General features: G+C 70.6%; 15 protein-coding genes. 9 read left to right on the top strand and 6 right to left on the bottom strand.

The annotated features are described in order from the left end of the window. Positions 1 to 61 precede the first annotated feature (61 nt). Positions 62 to 1,822 carry a glycoside hydrolase family 13 protein gene (locus ACFW5B_RS03100; RefSeq protein WP_386432328.1) on the bottom strand — a complete coding sequence of 587 codons (1,761 nt, stop codon included), beginning with the start codon at positions 1,820 to 1,822 and terminating at the stop codon, positions 62 to 64. A gap of 200 nt (positions 1,823 to 2,022) precedes the next feature. Then, positions 2,023 to 3,294, bottom strand: coding sequence for an ABC transporter substrate-binding protein (locus ACFW5B_RS03095; RefSeq protein WP_386432325.1), 1,272 nt, complete (start codon positions 3,292 to 3,294; stop codon positions 2,023 to 2,025). 195 nt (positions 3,295 to 3,489) lie between these two features. Between ACFW5B_RS03095 and ACFW5B_RS03090 the strand changes: the two genes are divergently transcribed. Genes ACFW5B_RS03090 through ACFW5B_RS03080 form a run of 3 tightly spaced genes read left to right on the top strand, consistent with a single transcriptional unit; the run spans position 3,490 to position 7,106 of the window. Next, positions 3,490 to 3,996: a PadR family transcriptional regulator gene (locus ACFW5B_RS03090; RefSeq protein ID WP_386432323.1), complete on the top strand. Its 507-nt coding sequence runs from the start codon at positions 3,490 to 3,492 to the stop codon at positions 3,994 to 3,996. After that, complete coding sequence (locus ACFW5B_RS03085; RefSeq protein ID WP_386432319.1) at positions 3,993 to 4,754, top strand: ABC transporter ATP-binding protein; 762 nt, start codon at positions 3,993 to 3,995, stop codon at positions 4,752 to 4,754. The genes ACFW5B_RS03090 and ACFW5B_RS03085 overlap by 4 nt, the downstream gene beginning before the upstream one ends. A 3-nt stretch (positions 4,755 to 4,757) precedes the next feature. Beyond that, a complete protein-coding gene (locus tag ACFW5B_RS03080; RefSeq protein ID WP_386432316.1) occupies positions 4,758 to 7,106 on the top strand; it encodes an FtsX-like permease family protein in 2,349 nt (782 codons plus the stop codon). A 197-nt stretch (positions 7,107 to 7,303) separates the two neighbouring features. On the opposite strand, the gene ACFW5B_RS03075 is transcribed toward ACFW5B_RS03080, so the two are convergent. Beyond that, the gene (locus ACFW5B_RS03075; protein ID WP_386432313.1) at positions 7,304 to 7,999 is read right to left on the bottom strand and encodes a CAP domain-containing protein; all 696 of its coding nucleotides are present in this window, start codon (positions 7,997 to 7,999) and stop codon (positions 7,304 to 7,306) included. 550 nt (positions 8,000 to 8,549) lie between these two features. On the opposite strand from ACFW5B_RS03075, the gene ACFW5B_RS03070 reads away from it, so the two are divergent. Then, positions 8,550 to 8,792 carry a hypothetical protein gene (locus tag ACFW5B_RS03070; RefSeq protein ID WP_386432310.1) on the top strand — a complete coding sequence of 81 codons (243 nt, stop codon included), beginning with the start codon at positions 8,550 to 8,552 and terminating at the stop codon, positions 8,790 to 8,792. A gap of 382 nt (positions 8,793 to 9,174) precedes the next feature. Here ACFW5B_RS03070 and ACFW5B_RS03065 read toward each other — a convergent pair whose 3' ends face one another. Beyond that, the gene (locus ACFW5B_RS03065; protein WP_386432307.1) at positions 9,175 to 9,846 is read right to left on the bottom strand and encodes a hypothetical protein; all 672 of its coding nucleotides are present in this window, start codon (positions 9,844 to 9,846) and stop codon (positions 9,175 to 9,177) included. A gap of 255 nt (positions 9,847 to 10,101) precedes the next feature. Here ACFW5B_RS03065 and ACFW5B_RS03060 point away from each other — a divergent pair, with 255 nt between their 5' ends. Both ACFW5B_RS03060 and ACFW5B_RS03055 read left to right on the top strand, forming a co-directional pair. Beyond that, on the top strand, positions 10,102 to 10,404 hold the full coding sequence (locus ACFW5B_RS03060) for a hypothetical protein (protein ID WP_386432305.1): 303 nt from the start codon (positions 10,102 to 10,104) through the stop codon (positions 10,402 to 10,404). 411 nt (positions 10,405 to 10,815) lie between these two features. Further along, a complete protein-coding gene (locus ACFW5B_RS03055; RefSeq protein WP_386432302.1) occupies positions 10,816 to 11,448 on the top strand; it encodes a DUF2238 domain-containing protein in 633 nt (210 codons plus the stop codon). Between the two features lie 156 nt (positions 11,449 to 11,604). Here the strand turns inward: ACFW5B_RS03055 and gntA are convergent, their stop codons facing one another. Both gntA and ACFW5B_RS03045 read right to left on the bottom strand, forming a co-directional pair. Beyond that, positions 11,605 to 12,264: a guanitoxin biosynthesis heme-dependent pre-guanitoxin N-hydroxylase GntA gene (gene gntA, locus ACFW5B_RS03050; protein WP_386432298.1), complete on the bottom strand. Its 660-nt coding sequence runs from the start codon at positions 12,262 to 12,264 to the stop codon at positions 11,605 to 11,607. A 481-nt stretch (positions 12,265 to 12,745) separates the two neighbouring features. Further along, complete coding sequence (locus ACFW5B_RS03045) at positions 12,746 to 13,357, bottom strand: hypothetical protein (protein WP_386432295.1); 612 nt, start codon at positions 13,355 to 13,357, stop codon at positions 12,746 to 12,748. 616 nt (positions 13,358 to 13,973) lie between these two features. Between ACFW5B_RS03045 and ACFW5B_RS03040 the strand changes: the two genes are divergently transcribed. The 3 genes from ACFW5B_RS03040 to ACFW5B_RS03030 all read left to right on the top strand — a co-directional run bounded on the left by ACFW5B_RS03040 (position 13,974) and on the right by ACFW5B_RS03030 (position 16,848). Beyond that, on the top strand, positions 13,974 to 14,183 hold the full coding sequence (locus tag ACFW5B_RS03040) for a ferredoxin (protein ID WP_386432292.1): 210 nt from the start codon (positions 13,974 to 13,976) through the stop codon (positions 14,181 to 14,183). Continuing rightward, positions 14,173 to 15,537, top strand: a complete 1,365-nt coding sequence (locus tag ACFW5B_RS03035; RefSeq protein ID WP_386432290.1) for an NAD(P)/FAD-dependent oxidoreductase — start codon at positions 14,173 to 14,175, stop codon at positions 15,535 to 15,537. The genes ACFW5B_RS03040 and ACFW5B_RS03035 overlap by 11 nt, the downstream gene beginning before the upstream one ends. Positions 15,538 to 15,636: 99 nt before the next feature. Beyond that, on the top strand, positions 15,637 to 16,848 hold the full coding sequence (locus ACFW5B_RS03030) for a cytochrome P450 (protein WP_386432287.1): 1,212 nt from the start codon (positions 15,637 to 15,639) through the stop codon (positions 16,846 to 16,848). The last annotated feature ends 2 nt before the right edge of the window (positions 16,849 to 16,850 follow it).

Below are 16,850 nucleotides of genomic sequence, written 5' to 3'. Positions count from 1 at the left end.
CCTTCGGGAGTACTGCGGAGAGGTGCGAGGGGGAGAGCTTCTGGGGTCGGGCCGTCGGGGGCTATCGGGACTCGGGGGTGTCCATCCACCAGGCGGCGGTGGAGCCGGGGAGGGTGTCTGCCGGGCAGTCGCCGCTCGCCAGCAGGGGGACACCCGGTACGGGGGCGGGCACCGGCTCGGTGCCGAAGTTGACGGCGCAGACCAGGCCGTCACCACGGACGAACGCCAGCACCTGGGACGGCGAGTCCAGCCAGCGCAGGGTGCCTTCGCCGAGTTGCGGGAGACTGCGCCGCAGCGCCAGCCCCTCGCGGTACAGGTGCCAGAACGACCGGGTGTCGGCCAGCGCCCGGTCCGTCGCGTGCTCGGCGAACCAGTCGGGCTGCGGCAGCCACGGCCGCGCCGCGTCGGTACCGCTGGTGAAGCCGAACGGCGAGGCGTGCCCGGACCAGGGCAGCGGCACCCGGCAGCCGTCGCGGATGTGCTCCCGGCTGCCCGTGCGGTGGTAGATCGGGTCGGTGAGGACCTCGTCGGGCAGGTCGACGACCTCCGGCAGGCCCAGCTCCTCGCCCTGGTAGACGTACGCCGCACCGGGCAGCGCCAGCATCAGCAGCGCGGCGGCACGGGCCCGCGCCGGACCCAGCCCGCCGGCGGACTCCGCCCGCCCGGCGCCCCCGGGGTCGGCCGCGTACCGGGTGACGGTCCGGACCTGGTCGTGGTTGTTGAGCACCCAGGTGACCGTGGAGCCGGTGCCCGCGATGTCGGTGAGCGCCTCGGAGATGACCGTACGGAAGGTGTCGATGTCCCAGCGCGCGGTCAGCAGGTGGAAGAAGAACGCCTGGTGCAGCTCGTCGGGGCGGACGTACGCGGCCTGCTCGCTCGGGGTCCGGACCGAGACCTCGCCGACCAGCAGCCGGTCGCGGCCGTCGCGGGCCGTGTACTCCTCGCACAGCGCACGCCAGTCGCGCCACACCTGGTGCACCTCGGGCTGGTTCCAGGCCAGCGGGTTGACCGAGTCGCGGGTCCGCTCGTCGGCCGACGGGTCCGGGGAGTCGGGCAGTTCGGGGTGCTTGAACAGCCCGGCGGCCACGTCGATACGGAAGCCGTCGACCCCGCGGTCCAGCCAGAAGCGCAGGACCTCGTCGAAGTAGGCGCCCACGTCCGGGGTGCGCCAGTTCAGATCGGGCTGCTCGGGCGTGAACATGTGGAGGTACCACTCGCCGTCACGGCCGTCCTGTTCCTTGACCCGGCTCCAGGCGGGGCCGCCGAACATGGCCCGCCAGTTGTTGGGCGGCAGTTCACCGTTCTCCCCGCGCCCGTCGGCGAAGTGGAAGCGCGACCGGGCCGCGCTGCCCGGACCGTCCGCCAGGGCGGCGCGGAACCACGGGTGCTCGCCGGAGCAGTGGTTGGGGACGATGTCCAGGAGCACCTTCAGCCCCAGCCGGTGGGCGTCGGCCACCAGGCGGTCGAATTCGGCGAGGTCGCCGTACACGGGGTCGACATCCCGGTAGTCCGCGACGTCGTAGCCGTGGTCGTGCTGGGGGGAGGGGTAGAAGGGGCTGAGCCAGATGCCGTCCACCCCGAGCTTCTTGAGGTACGGCAACCCCGTCCGCACACCGGCCAGATCGCCGATGCCGTCGCCGGTGCTGTCGAGGAAGCTGCGGACGTAGACCTGGTAGATCACCGCGTCGCGCCACCAGCGCTGTGCCGTGTTCCGGGGCGCGTTCCCGGAAGCCGGCGTGAGCGCGGCGGAGTCCGGATCGGTGAGGGAGGGGGAGGGCGCGGAGTCGGCCGAGGAGCCGTTCCCTGCCGTGGCTATGAGCATCTGCCGTGATCCCGTTCGTGCATGGGCAAGCCGTGCGGCGTGCAATCGCTGTTATGCATGCATGTTAAGTAGGGATGTCTTTCGAGTGTCAACGAAACTTTCGAAACTCGCTGCGAGATGCCCGAATTTGCGGGGAAATGTGAAGCCATCGCCTACCTAACAAGTAAGTAGGAGGTGGAGTGAGCGCCGAGAGCTGTGCGTCAGCCGCGGCCGACGATGGCGGACAACTCCCGCGACAGCCGCGCGACGGCGGCATCCGTGCTCCGCCGGTGGATCAGCGCGTCATGCATGACCGCCTGCACCGCCAGGCTCACCTGGTCGTAGTGCGGACTCTTGATGCGCGGCTTGGCCGCCAGGACGCCCCGCTTGAGCGTCGGCAGATACGGGAAGCGCCGCACCAGCTCCGGGTCCGTGTACAGATCGGCCCAGACCGGCGGCAGCGCGCCCTCGGCCAGCACCCGGCGCTGCACCGACTCGGTCGTCAGATACGAGATCAGCTCGGTGGCCGTCTTCTGGTGCCGGGACTGTGTGTTGACCGCCAGATTGGAGCCGCCCAGCGCACTGGAGCCCGGCCCGCCGGGACCCGGCAGCGGCACCGCGCCGAACTTCCCCGCCACCCCGGAGGGCCGCGCATTGGCCAGCGCATAGGCGTACGGCCAGTTCCGCAGGAACAGCAGCCGGCCGTCCTGGAACGCCTTACGGGACTCCTCTTCCTTGTACGTCAGGGCCCGCTGCGGAATCCAGCCCTCGCGCACCCCGTCGAGCAGGAAGGACAGCCCGCGACGGGCCGCGGGGGAGTCCACCGTCACCCGCGAACCCTCGCCCGCGAGCACCGTGCCGCCGGCCGACTGGACGGCCTCGACGACATTGGCGGTCAGCCCCTCGTACGGCAGGAACTGGCCCGCGTAACCGTCCAGCCCGTACTTCGGCGCCACCGTCTTCGCCAGGTGAGCCAACTCGGCCCAGGTGCGCGGCGGTCGCGCGCCCTCCCGGTCGAGCACGTCCTTGCGGTAGTAGAGCAGCCCGGCATTGGTCACATACGGGACCGCGTAGAGCCGTCCGCGGAAGGTGGCGGTGTCCACCACGGGCGGAAGGAAGTGCTTCAGCGGGAACTGCGCACCGTTCACCGGCTTGATCCAGCCCGCGGCCGCGAACTCCGACGTCCACGCCACATCGATGTTCAGCACATCGAAGCGGTCGCTGCGGGAGCGCAGCTCGGTGACCATCTGCGCCCGCACCTCGTCGGCCGCGTCCGGCAGCTCGACCAGGGTCACCTGCTCGCGCGGGTGCCGGTCGTTCCAGCCCTTGAGGACACCCCGCAGATAGCCCGTGAGGTCGCCGCCGGTCACCAGGGTGATCGGACCCCGGCCGTCCGAGCCGCCCGCCGGCTCCCCGGCCTGCGCGCCCGCATTGCCTGCGAACAGAAGGGCGCAGACCAGAAGAGCCCGGCCTGCGGCACGCTTCCACCGCATGGGCTCCTCCTTGCACCAGGCGTCGACAGGACACGGACCGACAGCCCGCCCCATGTATACCTGTTAGCCATGCGGGATACTAGATGCTGCAGGAAGATGCGTGAGCGACCCGGCTCACAGCCGTATGGGGTCAGATGACCGGCAACTAGGGCTGATCCGGAAGACACCCACGGGGCGGGGAGGGAGAGGGAGAGCGTGCGGCTGCCACTCCTGGCGCTGTTGGTCAGCGGCCCCGCGCACGGCTACGAACTCAAGCAAGGCCTTGAGAACCTCCTGGGCGCCGCATACCCTCAGCCGAACGTCGGCCAGATCTACGTCACCCTGGGCAGGCTGGAGAAGGCGGGCCTGATCGAGGGAGAGGACGTCGAGCAGTCGGACCGCCCGAACAAGCGCATCTACCGGATCACTGCGGCAGGGCGCGAGACGGTGGACGCCTGGTTCGAGGAATCCACCGCCGAACCACGGGTCCGGGACGAATTCTTCATGAAGCTCGCCCTGGCCCCCCACACCGGGACCGCAGACCAGATCGCCCTGATCAACAAGCAGCGCCGCCACTACCTCAACACCATGCGTGACCTGTCGAAACTCGCGGCGGGTGAGGACCGGGAGAACCGGGTGGCACAACTGCTGATCGAAGGCGCGATGCTGCATCTGCAGGCGGACCTGGACTGGCTGGAGCGCTGTCAGGAGGAGTTGGAATGAACCGGGACGAGCCGTCCGGCCCGATAGTCCGGGCAGCCGGCTTGGTGAAGACCCACCGGCCGGAAGGCGCTGCCCCGGTCCATGCCGTGCGCGGCGTCGACCTCAGCATCGAACGCGGTGAATTCGTCGCCCTCACCGGCCCCTCGGGCGCCGGCAAATCCACGCTGTTGCATCTCCTCGGCGGCCTCGACCGGCCGGACAGCGGTTCCCTCTGGCTCGACGGCCGCCGGGTCGACGCCTACAGCGAGGCCCGCTGGGCGGTGCTGCGCCGCAACCACATCGGCATCGTCTTCCAGTTCTTCAACCTCGTCTCCAATCTCACCGTCGCCGACAACGTCGAACTCCCCGCGCTGCTGGCCGGCCGGTCCCCGCGGCAGGCCCGCACCGACCGGGCCGAGCTGCTCGACGAGCTGGGGCTGACCGGCAAGGAGAACAGCACACCGGGCGAGCTGTCCGGCGGCGAACAGCAGCGCGTCGCCCTGGCCCGCGCCCTGGTCAACAGCCCCAGCCTGCTGCTCGCCGACGAACCCGCCGGAAGCCTCGACAGCAAGGGCACCCGGGAAGTGCTGCGGCTGCTCGCCCGCTTCCACCGGCGGGGCCAGACGATCCTGCTGGTCACCCATGACGCCAGGATGGCCAGCGCCGCGGACCGGGTGATCAGCTTCTTCGACGGCCAGGTCGTCGACGACGCCCACCTCGGCGACGCCCCGAAGCGCCCCGCGGCCGGTGTGGCCGACGTACTCAAGCTCCAGGGCTGACCCGTGCGAGCAGCGGCGCGCTGGACACAGGCGCACCTGACGGCACACCGCCCGGCGGCGGTGCTCACCGTGCTGGCCACGGCCGGGATCACCATCTCCCTGCTGCTGGCCACCGCACTCTTCGCCTACGCGACCGACCCCTGGCAGCGGGCCTTCACCCAGTCCTCCGGCGCCCACGTGTGGATCCACGCCCAAGGCGGTGCCGCCACCGGATCGCTCACCGGACTCGACGAGGTACGGGCCACTTCCGGTCCCTTCCGTACGGTCCGCACCACCGCGAGCCTCCAGCCCGGCGACGCCAGGGCGACCCTCGAACTGCGCGGTGCGGCGAAGCGCCCGGCCACCGCCGCACCCCAGATCACCGCGGGCCGCTGGCTGGACGCGGGCGCCGATGCCGGGGCCACCAAGGGCATCGTCCTGGAGAGTTCGGTGGCCCGTGCCATGTGGGCCAAACCGGGCGACACCATCGTGCTGAGCGGCTTCGCGGCACATCTGCGCGTGGTGGGCGTCGCCGAAACCGCCGAGGTCACCTTCCGCGCGGGCGAGACCCCGGGCGTGGCCTGGGTGCTCCCCGGGACCCTCGACGCCTCCGACGCGGGACGCGACCGGCGCGGACGCACCATCGGCCTCCAGCTCGGCGACCCCGCGGACACCGACTACGTCGTCCAGCGGGCGGTCACCCTGCTCGGCGCCGACCAGATCACCGATGTCTCCACCTGGCGGCAGGCCAAGGCCGAGGCCGAAGGCGACAACCAGCTCCTCGGGCGGCTGCTCGGCCTCTTCGGGCTGGGCGCGCTGCTCGCCGCCGCCCTGGCGGTGGGCGGTGCCATCAGCACCAGGATCCGCGGACATCTCCGGGACATCTCCATCCTCAAGGCCATCGGCTTCACCCCCGGCCAGGTGGTCCGCATGTTCGTCGCCCTCCACCTCGGCCTCGCGCTGCTGGGCGTGGCCCTCGGGGCGCTGGTCACCCAGGCGGCCGGCGCGCTGGTCCCCGGCCGGATCGGGGAGGCGATGGCCCTGTGGCGGCAGCTGCCCGAACACGCCTGGCTGACCCTGGTGATCTCCGGCGGTGTGCTGGCCTTCATCGGCGCGGCGACCTGCCTGGCGGCCTGGCGGGCCGGGCGGGTGCCGCCGGTGCCCGTCGCCCGCGCCGCCACGGCCCCCGGCGGCCGGGCCTCCGCGCTCACCCGCCGGGCTCTCGGCCTCCGGGTCCCGCCGGCACTGGTCCTCGGCTGGCGCGGCGCCTTCCACCGTCCGCTGCGCTCCTCGGCGGCCGTGGCGCGGCTGACCGTCCCGCTGCTGCTGATCACCATCGCGCTGGGCGCCTGGAGCACCCTGGACCGCTTCACCTCACACCCCGAGAACGTCGGCCTGCCCGCGGCCCTCACCGCCCGCTCCGACACCCTCGGCGACCCGGAACTACGCCAACTCCTCGCCTCGCAGCGGCAGATCACCGCCTACCCGGGTGCCGAGGTCCAGGCCCTCGTACCGGGACAGACCGGGACAATCACTCTGCGCGGGCTCGGCGCGGAAGCCCGCCCGTACCCCGGCGCCGTGGTGGAAGGGCGCGCCGCCCACGGCCCCGACGAAGCGGTCGCCGGGCAGGGCCTGCTCGACCTCCTGGACGCGCGGGTCGGCGACTGGGTCCGGATGACCGTCGCCGGCCGCCCGTACGTCCTCCACATCGTCGGCCGCGGCATCGAGACCGCCGACGCCGGCCGGGTCATCACCACCACCCTGGACACCTTGCGCGAAGGCGACACCGACGAGGAGGCGTCCGGGGCCCCCGGGGCGCCCCACCCCTCACGCCCGGACTTCTACCAGCTGGTCCTGCGCCCCGGTGCGGACCCGGATTCCGTGCGCGACGCCCTGTCCAAGGCATCCGCCGGCCGCCTGGAGGTACGTGAGACCCCCAACCCCGCCGACCAGCTGTCCGCGGTCCGCGCCGTCAGCGTCGGGCTGATCGCCGTGCTGACCCTGATCGGGCTGGTGGAACTGGCGACGACGGTCGGTGCCGGTGTCCGCGACCGCAGCCGCGACCTGCTCGCCCTCCGGGCCGTCGGGCTGACGCCCCGTCAGATCACTGCGGTGATCGTCTCGGCCACGGCCTTCATCACCCTGGCCGCCGCACTCGCCGGCACGGCCTTCGGCGTCCTCGCCGCCCAGTGGCTGATCAATCTCCAGGGCCGCACCAGCGGCTGGGGCACCGGCATCGCCCAGCACCCGTCCCTCGGCATCCTCCTGCTGGTCATCGCCCTTGCGGTCACCATCGCCGCGGCAGCCTCGATCGTGCCCGCCGCCCGCGCGGCCCGGCGGCGGCTGGCGGACTCGGCCACCGATCTGCTTTAGGGGCCTGAGCCCTCCGGGGGCTCGGTTCCTCGGTCGGGCGGCAACGTCAGGGCGACGGCGTCGGGGCGGCAACGCACACAAAGGTCCCCGACCGGAATCCGGTGGGGGACCTTGCGGTGTTCTGTGTGGATTGCGCGGGGCAGGGGATGCCGGCTCGGTTTCTGCGGTCAGCTGACGGCGCCCGCTCTCGACGTCCGTTATCGCGCGGTGCCGAAATCCTGCGTCCAGTAGTCGTCGGGTTGTGCGTGGCCGACGCCGATCTCCTTGAAGGAGCAGTCGAGGATGTTGCGCTTGTGGCCGGGGCTGGACATCCAGCCCTTCATCACGCTTTCGGGCGTGGAGTAGCCGTAGGCGACGTTCTCGCCGTAGGAACTCCAGTTGTAACCGGCCCGAGTGATGCGGTCATCCGGGCTGGAGCCATCGGAGCCCGTGTGTGACATGTTCCGATGGTCCGCCATGTCCTTGCTGTGATCCTGGGCGGCCTTTGTCAGCTTTGCGTTCACGGTCAGCGGCGAGCAGCCGGCCTTGCGGCGCTCGTTGTTGACGAGTTCCACCACGCGGGCCGTGGCGCCGGATGCCGTGGCGGCGGCCTTCGAGGCGCTCGGGGACACGGCGGGTGCCGGAGTCGTCTTCGCCGCCGGCTTCGATCCCTCGCGGGCCTTCCGCGATGCCTCATGGGTCTTCCGTGACCCCTCATGGGTCTTCCATGAACGGTGTTCCTTCGACCACTGGTGATCGTAAGAAGCGTTATCCCAATTGCCGTGGTGCCGGCCACTGGAATTCTCCTGCCCGTGCAGACAGGCCATGGCAACAGAGGGCACGCCCACGGCACCTATGGCGACGGCAGCGATGGTTATCTGCCGGTGGTGCCGCTTCTTGCGATGTTTACTCATGCGTGACCTCACTCGGTAATTGCGGAGCGTCCCCCGGCGCGGCTGGCTCTGGCAATCCCCGCGCCTGAGCTGCGAAGACGCCTTGCGGTCGTCATTCTTGGGGCCCCTGCAGGGCAAGGCAACGGACCTCAGTACTACTCCGCTTCGTAGTACCGCACGACCCTTGAAGTGGATGTACGAACGTGCTGGTCCGGATTTCGGCGCATTCGTGATCACTGGTGCCCCGTCAGATGCGTTTAGGTATTCGCGGCGTGAGCCAAGCCATCGAGCGGTCCGCATGGCGACGGGTTCTGTGCGTGAAATTCCCGCCCCAAGGTGGACAAGTCCCTTATGTCGTCGGGAGGCTTTCTACTATCCCGCTTAGTTGATGCCGGGCGTCGGTATGACGGATGTCACGGTGGCGCGGAATTCGGCGGCCGGGTCGTTTCCGGAGGCGGTCGACTGCCGTGGGAGGGCGGGTGGTCCGTCCGTCCACTTCGGGCATGGCGCGGCGTAACCCGGGTACCGGGCCAGGACGCTCAACGTAATCGTGGAGGAGGCACGTCCATCGATGACCCGTGACGACGCGACCGGCGAAGACCGCACCCCGCTGCCCCATGACATGCCGAACCACCAGGCTGATGCCGACAGCCCGGTGCCCGACCCCTGGGACCCCGAGTTGTCGGAGGGCGAAAGCGACGGGCCCGACGAGACGGTTCCCGACACCGACCAGGCCGGCACCGGACGGACCGGCGGTCAGAAGGCCGCGGGGTTCCGCACCGACCAGCCCATTCCCCATGAGCCGGTCGACTGATCCGGCTGCCCTGCCGACTGCTCTCGCGCCCGATCGTGGGCCGGGCACCATGCCTGAGACGGCTCGCCGCATCGTGTGAACGATCTGCCGGGGTGCCCAGCAGGACTGAGCTGTGCCCGGGAGAGCTCGTCGATTCCGTAATCCGTGGCGGACGGTTTGGCGCGATCTGATCTGACCGCGATGCGGACCATGGGCGCGGTTGCCGGGCGTCCTGCCCCGGCAAGCGGGAGCGGAGGGCATCCGGACCGGAGGCCCTCCACTCCCGTTCTCAGTCACCGCATGCCGCTGCGTCAGGCGCCAGGCTCGCTCACGACCGGGCACCCATGGCCGGCACCCATGGGTCGGCGCCTTCGCACGGCGTCCCGCCGGCAGGCCGAGGCCCTCAACGCCCCTTGGAAGGCGCCGGGTTCCCGTGCGGCAGATGGGAGAGCGCGGTGATCACCCGCACGGGCAGGAACGCGGGCCAGCCGGGCCGGTCCACCTGGTAGGCGAGGTATCCGAGGGAACTGCCCACTTGGGTCTCCTCCGCCGTCTCCGCCTGGTAGACCACCCGGCAGGAGCCCGCGGCCTTCTTGGCGCGCTTCCAGAGGGCGGGGGCGGGCTTGCGCTCCGCCTCTGTTCGCGGGGTGAAGATCCGGTCGCCGAAGTCCGACCAGGCGAACGGGCTGCTGCCCGCCCAGTCCTTGTCGATCACCTTCTTCAGTTCCGCCGCACGCTCCTCGTCGGTGGCGCCCCAGGAGGGCGGCACGTTGGTGATCAGGCCGACGGGAATGTGGCGGGCACGCAGCGCGCGCAGATACTCGGCGGCTCCCGGCAGGTAGTGCACGCTCTTGTCCTCGGCCGTGTGCACCAACGTCTCACCGAGGTCGAAATACACCATGACGCACCGGCCGGTCCGGGCTCCTTGGTCCGCGGTGTGCGAGGCGGCCTCGGCGGGGCCCGCGGCCGGCACGGCTAACGCCGCCATACCGCCCAGCGCGAGCAGCATGCGCCAGGTGACTCTGCGGACCGAGGGCTCCTTCGTGGAGGTCGTCTTCGCGGATGTCGTCTTCATGGGGGGAAGTCCTTCGTGTAGGGGGCAATCGATCGTATACGCGCCATGTGCACGTCACTACTGCCTCAGCAGACTCGGGCCGGAATCCGCGGCGTTGACCGATCCTCAACATCCTTGGCCGCGTCCTGGCGGGCTGCGTCAAGCGGAACGCGACCGGCCCTGGCGGCCCGTCCGTCGTCGTTCAGAGATCGTTCAGCGCGCGGCGGGAGCATGGATCGTGCAGTTGGCCACGAGCGAAAGGACCGGGGGAGCGGCATGCCCACACTTCACCTGAAGAAGATCAAGTGCATCGAGCAGGAGGACTGGACTTTTCATGACGACGTCGTGGTCAAGGTCAACGGCAAGGTGGTGAACTTCCACTCGATGGACGCGGGGGACACGGACACCATCGACGAGTACGTCCAGTTCACCGGCAAGGCCCTGATCGAGATCTACGAGGCCGACTACGGCGGCGATGACGACGACTTCCTCGGGGCGCACACGGTCCGGCGCGGCCGCGGTGTACTGGAGTTCACCGAGGACGACGCCCATTACAAGCTGTCGTACGCGGTGGAGTAGGACCCCGGCAGGCCTCGGTCCGGCCGGCTGAGCCGCGTGGACCGAGCCGGGGCGGCCGATGACGGTGGGGGCCGAGCAGAGTCTCGGTCCACACCGTTTCGTTGTCCCGCCCGGTGCCCGGCAACGGCACAAGACCGGTCCCGGCAAAGGCAGACGGCGCGGTCCGGGCAAATGGCGGACGACGTCAACTGCGGCTCCGGGCGACCGGCAGGGAACTGAGTAGCGGTACTCATGACAGCGTCCGCGGCGGCCACGACGCTGAACCCGATGAACGTGCGCGGCCCAAAAGACCCGTCCCGGGACAAGGTGGTCCGCCGACGTCGGCCGGCCTGCGCGTCGCCCCGACGGTCCGCCCGTGGCGGTGCCGCGCCGACCCGCACCCGATTTCTCCGAGGCTGATCCATGAAGGCCATGACCGCTCCCCGTACCCTGCCGCCGGTCCTGCTCGCGGCGGTGCTTCTCGCACTCGCCCTGTCGGGCCTCCAGCCGCACGACCGGCCCACCTGGCTCATGGAGGTCTGCTGGGTGATCGTCGGTGTACCGGTGCTGGTCGCGGTGCGGAAGCGCTTTCCGCTCAGCCCGCTCCTGTGCTGTCTGCTCGCCGCGCACGCACTGGTCCTGATCGTCGGCGGCCACTACACCTACGCCGAGGTCCCGGCGGGGCGCTGGCTGCAGGATGCGCTGGACCTCTCCCGCAACCCCTACGACCGCTTCGGTCATCTCGTGCAGGGCTTTGTGCCCGCCATCCTGGTGCGCGAACTGCTGCTCCGGACCTCCCCGTTGCGCGGGAGCCGCTGGCTGGCCCCGCTGACCGTCTGCGCATGCCTGGCCTTCAGCGCGTTCTTCGAGATGATCGAGTGGTGGGCGGCGCTGGCCGGCGGTGAAGCGGCCGATGCGTTCCTGGCCGCCCAGGGGGACCAGTGGGACACCCAGTGGGACATGGCCTGCGCCCTCGTCGGAGCGATCGTCTCGCTGCTGCTCCTCAGTCGCCTGCACGAGCGCCAGGTCGCCCGGCTCGGCGTAGGGCAGGCCCGGACCGCCTGACGGCCCTGGGGACCGCTGGTCAGGGCGCTCTGCCCGCCGCCGAGGGGGCGGGCCGGCGCCCGGCCCGTAGATGCGGCACCGCCGCCCTCGGACGAGTCCGGAGGGCGGCGGATGCGCACGGCGGCCCGGTGCTGTCGCTCCCGGCCGCCGACGGGCTCAGACCCGGGCGGAGAAGGGGCAGGCCCAGTCGGCCGGCTTGGGGCGGCCCGAGTAGCGCCGTGCCTCGGAGAGCTCCCCGTACTCCAGGAGATTGGGGTTGATGTTGCCCTGGAGCTCGATGTCCTGCTTGCGGATCTTCTCCGCCAGCCGGTCCCACAGTCCGGCGGCCTTGATCCGGTCGAACTGGTGGTGGGAGTTGAACGCGAGCATCGGGAAGGGCGGGCGGCGGCCGATGCGGCTGTGCGTCTCGTGCAGCCCGATCACGAAGAACGGGTGCCCGGCAACGCTGTACGCGAAGGCACCGGACGACGGGTCCCGGTCGTAGCCCTCGGCCCAGGAGTGCTGACGGCTGTCGTGGTCGTGCAACGCCTGCAGCTGCTCCCACAGCAGCTGCTCGAACTCGATCTCCGTCAGATTCAGCGGCCCCGAGAAGGTGGCCACGAAGCTGGTGAAGGGTTTGGCGGCCCAGTCGACCGCCTCCACATACTCCTGCAGATCCGCCGCCAGCTGCTCGGCCGCGGTGTCATCCCCGAACCATGTGTAATGGCGATGGGTGATACCACCCTGTCGCCATGCCGAACGGCCGGCCAGGCACGGGAAGGAGTCGCCGAGCAGGAACTGCCCGACCTCAGTGGCGGCGGAGACGTCAACCGTCATGTTCGTGACCTTCGGTGAGTAGGCCAATACCCCTGGTGGGGGCCCTGGCAGGGGTGGGACCCTGGCAGTCAAGATCGGGCAGGGCCGGTTAGTCAAGACTGGGCCGATTCACCCCCCTGCGACCGCCCTCACCGACAGCGTCAGGACCGCGGCTGCGAAAGCCTGCCACCCGCCGGGGCGGGGCCGTTCGCGGGCGCGCCGGACGTCTCGTTCCGGGCCGGGGGCCGCGGGCCGATCCATGGCGTTTCCGCAGCTCGGGAACCTGATTGCCGTGGTGGGACCACTGCGCCCCGACCCTACAGGCGGAGCGGCCGGTGATATGACTCGCGGTCCGGTTCCGCGTGCGCGACCGCTCCGGCCAAGCCCTCCCACCACTGCCGCAGGCTTCCTCCCCTGGGACGGGTCCGGCTCGGCTCACCGTCGGCGAGCCCGCCATGAGGCGGGGGCCGACGGCGTGGCCGAGCGCCGGACAGCACTCCCGTCAGGCAGAGGCGGATGCGGCCTCCTCCTTGGTGGCGGGTGCCTCGGCCGCCTTGGCCGCCTCGGCTTCGGCACCGGACGCGGGGCGGGAGTAGAAGACGCTCCGGCCCTGCTTGGTGCGGTGTACGAGGCCCTTGGCGACGAGCGAGGTCTCCAGGGTGTTGCGGACGGCGGTCTCCGGTGCGGAGTGGTCCGGGTGCTGCTGCGCCAGCAGCTTTGCCACCTCCGCGACCGTGCGCGGCTGCTCGTCGAGGAGCCCCAGGACGCGGTCCGCGCGGGTGGAGTTCCGCCGGCCCCCTGCGGCCCGCGCCGGCTTGGCCTTCCGGGTCTTCTTCTTCGCGCTCTTCGCCGACTTGACCGGGGCCTTCGTCGTCGGTTTGGCCTTCGGTGCGGTGGTGGCCTGCGCCCGCCGCGCCTGGGGGACCGTCGCCGGTTTCGTCACCGCGGGTCCGGGCTCGGCCGGTTGCGGTGTGACGGCGGTGTTCCGGGAACCGGCGCCCAGGTGCTTCTGGAGGTCCTCCAGCTTCACCTTGAGCTTCTGCAGTTCGTCGATCTCTTTCGCGATGCTCTTCAGTTTGGCAGCTACCTGCGCAGCGAATTCCGAGTCTGACATGACACAGCCTGCTCTCTATCGCCTGATCGATCTACGGTTGGCTGGATGTTACTCATCTCTCTCCGCAATTAACCCGGAATCGCAGTCCCTTATCTTCGGGGACATGACGTACGGGAGCGGCTTCATGGCTCAACCCGCCTGTCGGCAGCGGGAGTTCGGGTGTCTCGCGAGCAGTGCACGACAGTCAAGGTTTGAGCCGTGAATGAGCCATACGAGACTCGTCCGCGGCACCGTGGACGCTGCGCCGGGTCCGAACTCTGCCCGGGTGCCACTGCTTTGCGGCTTTTCGCGGGTGACCTGCCGGGTTGCGACAGCCGTTCGCCGGGGAGGGTTTCGCCGCTCCGATACCCGGTGACGCACGGCTGTGGCGACAGCTCATTCGTGTGCAGGAAGTGAACTCTCCACGGCGGCCAATTGCCGCCGTCCGCGCTCGCCTACGGAGCGAGGCGTACGGCCTCGTCCGCTCGCCCCCGTCTGCTGCGAGCGGTTCGGCCACCCCTTCCGCTCACCCCGCGTGAACCCCCGGATGGCGGAGCATCCTCTGCGCTCCGGCGTCACCGCTAGTAGGACGGAGACGACGCATGTGCCGGTGGGCGGTGGAGAGGAGTGGCTGGGGTTGAACGTCGTGGTGGATCTCAATCGCTGTCAGGGCTATGCGCAGTGCGCGTTCCTCGCCCCCGAGGTGTTCGCGATGCATGGTGAGGAGTCCCTGTTGTACCACCCGGTGGTGCCGGACGGGCAGCTGGAACGGGTGCGCCGGGCCGTGGCGGCGTGCCCGGTGCAGGCCATCGTCCTGGGCGAGGAGGCGGGCGCCGGTGCGCGGTGAACCACGCGACGGCCGGATCGTCGTCGTCGGCGCCTCGCTCGCGGGACTGCGGGCCGCCGAGACGCTCCGGGAGTCGGGGTTCACCGGCTCGCTGACCCTGATCGGGGAGGAGCCGCAGCCCCCGTACGACCGGCCTCCGCTGTCCAAACAGGTGCTGCTCGGAAAGGTCCCCGCGTGCGACACCGGGCTGCCTCAGCGCCGTGACGTGGACGCGCAGTGGAGGCTCGGGGTGCGGGCCACCGGACTCGATCCGATCGGGAAGCGGGTGCTGCTCGCCGATGGTGCGGAAGTCCCCTTCGACCGGCTGCTGATCGCCACCGGAACCCGTGCCCGGCCCTGGCCGCACCCGGGAGAGGCGGCCCTGGACGGGGTGTTCACCCTGCGCACCAGCGACGATGCGCGCCGCCTCGCGGAACGGCTCGACGCCGGACCGCGACGCGTCCTGGTCGTCGGTGCCGGCTTCACCGGTTCGGAGATCGCCTCCGCCTGCCGGGAGCGCGGCCTGGCGGTGACGGTCGCGGAGCGCGGACCGGCGCCCCTGGTCGGTGCCCTCGGCGGAACGCTGGGAGCGCTCGCCGCGAAGTTGCAGCGGGCGCACGGCGTCGACCTGCGCTGTGGGGTGACGGTCACCTCGCTGGAGGGCGACGGCCGGCTCACCGGTGCCCAGTTCTCCGACGGCACCCGGGTCGATGCCGATGTCGCGGTGATCGCCCTGGGCGCGGTCCGCAACACCGAATGGCTGGCCGAATCGGAACTCGCCGCGGGCCCCCGGGGCGTGACCTGTGACGCGGGGTGCCGGGCCTTCGACATGTACGGGATCGTCACCGATGACATCTTCGCGGCCGGCGATGTCGCCCGCTTCCCGCACCCGCTCTTCGAGTACCAGCTGCTCTCTCTGGAGCACTGGGGCAACGCGGTCGCCCAGGCCGAGGTGGCGGCCCACAACATGGTCAACCCGGGGCCCCGCAGACGTCCGCACCTGACGGTCCCGGCCTTCTGGTCCAGTCAGTTCGGCCTCAACATCAAGTCCGTGGGCGTACCCACGTTCTCCGACCAGGTGGTCATCGCCCAGGGCTCGCTCAAAGACGCCCGACTGGTCGCCGTCTACGGCTACCGGGGGCGGGTCACCGCGGCCGTGAGCGTGAACCAGGCCAGGTCACTGGAGTACTACCAGCGGCTGATCGAGACCGCCGCGCCGTTCCCACCCCCGCCGGGAGCCGCGGACCAGAGGGAGTCCCCGGTCCCCGTCCCCTCCGACGTGCCGGACCCGAAAATGCTCTCGCACGGTCCGACCGTCGCCCTCACCGGTCATCTGCCGGACCGCCGCCTGACCTTGGTGCAACCGGCCCGCTGAGACCACCGCCACCCATGGCCACGAACTGCCACCCATGGCGGCGAAGCGCCACTCCACGGCGGAGAACCGCCCCTTCACAGCGATGAGGAGCCCCCGCGCATGGCTGCGGACACCCTGTTCCAACGGATCACCGACCACGCCCACCGCGCCGACCCCTACCCGCTCTACGCCGAACTCCGCGAGCACCGGGTGGCACGGCAGGAGGACGGCAGCTACCTGGTCGGGACGTACCACGAGATCGCCGCGCTGCTCCACGACCCTCGGGTCAGTTCGGACCGCCGCAACCGCACCGCACCGGACGAGCGGGACGTCGCCGAGGAAGGACTCCCGCCGGCCTTCATCGGACTCGACGACCCCGAGCACCACCGGCTGCGGAGCCTGGCCATGCACTCCTTCGGCCCGCCGCACACCCCCGGCCGGATCGACGCCATGCACGGCGAAATCTCCCGCGTCGTCAAGGACCTCATCGGGAGTTTCGACGGCAAGAAACGGATCGACATCGTCGACGACTTCGCCTACCCGCTCCCCGTCACCGTGATCTGCCGCCTCCTGGGCGTACCGATCGAGGACGAACCGCAGTTCCGTGAGTGGTCGGACGCGATCGTCACCGGTATCGACCCCAGCCCAGGGGACGACCCCGCGGAGCGCCAACGCACCGCCGCGGAGGCCCGGAAGGCGATGGCGCTGTATCTGGGCGGACTCGCCGAGAAGCGCCGCGACCATCCGTCCGACGACATGCTCTCCGCGTTCGCCACGGGCCACGGCACCGACGGGCAGCTCACCCCGCTCGACATCATGACGACCTCGGTGCTGCTGCTGATCGCCGGCCACGAGACCACCGTCAACCTGATCACCAACGGCGTGCTGACCCTGCTGCGCCACCCCGGCCAACTGGCCCGCCTGCGCCGCGACCCCGCGCTGATGCCCCTGGCGGTGGAGGAGCTGCTGCGCTACGAGCCGCCCGTCCAGATGCTCCCGCAGCGCACCCCGCTGGCCGATATCGAGGTCGCCGGGCTCACCATCCCCAAGGGCGCCCCGCTCATCCTGATGCTCGCCTCCGGCAATCGTGATCCCGAACGGTTCCGCGACCCCGACCGCTTCGACCCGGCCCGCGAGGACAACCAGCACCTCGGCTTCGGCAGCGGCATCCACAGCTGCTTCGGCGCCCCACTCGCCCGCCTGGAGGCCCAGATCGCCCTGCACGAGCTCCTTGAGCACCTCGACACACCCCGCCTGACCGAGGACCCGCCTCCGTACCGGCAGAGTCCGGTGCTGCGCGGACCCCGGCATTTGTTCGTCGAGCGCGACTGAGG

The sequence above is a fragment of the Streptomyces sp. NPDC058773 genome, assembly GCF_042746015.1.
Lineage (GTDB): Bacteria > Actinomycetota > Actinomycetes > Streptomycetales > Streptomycetaceae > Streptomyces.
Note: the sequence above shows the minus strand (reverse complement) of the source record. Positions and strands in the feature narration are given on the sequence as shown.

Bases quoted from the DNA above. Each gene is read 5' to 3' on its own strand.
- ACFW5B_RS03095 (WP_386432325.1), bottom strand. From the start codon at position 3,294: ATGCGGTGGAAGCGTGCCGCAGGCCGGGCTCTTCTGGTCTGCGCCCTT.
- ACFW5B_RS03070 (WP_386432310.1), top strand. From the start codon at position 8,550: ATGACCCGTGACGACGCGACCGGCGAAGACCGCACCCCGCTGCCCCAT.
- ACFW5B_RS03045 (WP_386432295.1), bottom strand. From the start codon at position 13,357: ATGTCAGACTCGGAATTCGCTGCGCAGGTAGCTGCCAAACTGAAGAGC.
- ACFW5B_RS03065 (WP_386432307.1), bottom strand. From the start codon at position 9,846: ATGAAGACGACATCCGCGAAGACGACCTCCACGAAGGAGCCCTCGGTC.
- ACFW5B_RS03100 (WP_386432328.1), bottom strand. From the start codon at position 1,822: ATGCTCATAGCCACGGCAGGGAACGGCTCCTCGGCCGACTCCGCGCCC.
- ACFW5B_RS03055 (WP_386432302.1), top strand. From the start codon at position 10,816: ATGACCGCTCCCCGTACCCTGCCGCCGGTCCTGCTCGCGGCGGTGCTT.
- ACFW5B_RS03060 (WP_386432305.1), top strand. From the start codon at position 10,102: ATGCCCACACTTCACCTGAAGAAGATCAAGTGCATCGAGCAGGAGGAC.
- ACFW5B_RS03075 (WP_386432313.1), bottom strand. From the start codon at position 7,999: ATGAGTAAACATCGCAAGAAGCGGCACCACCGGCAGATAACCATCGCT.
- gntA (WP_386432298.1), bottom strand. From the start codon at position 12,264: ATGACGGTTGACGTCTCCGCCGCCACTGAGGTCGGGCAGTTCCTGCTC.
- ACFW5B_RS03030 (WP_386432287.1), top strand. From the start codon at position 15,637: ATGGCTGCGGACACCCTGTTCCAACGGATCACCGACCACGCCCACCGC.
- ACFW5B_RS03085 (WP_386432319.1), top strand. From the start codon at position 3,993: ATGAACCGGGACGAGCCGTCCGGCCCGATAGTCCGGGCAGCCGGCTTG.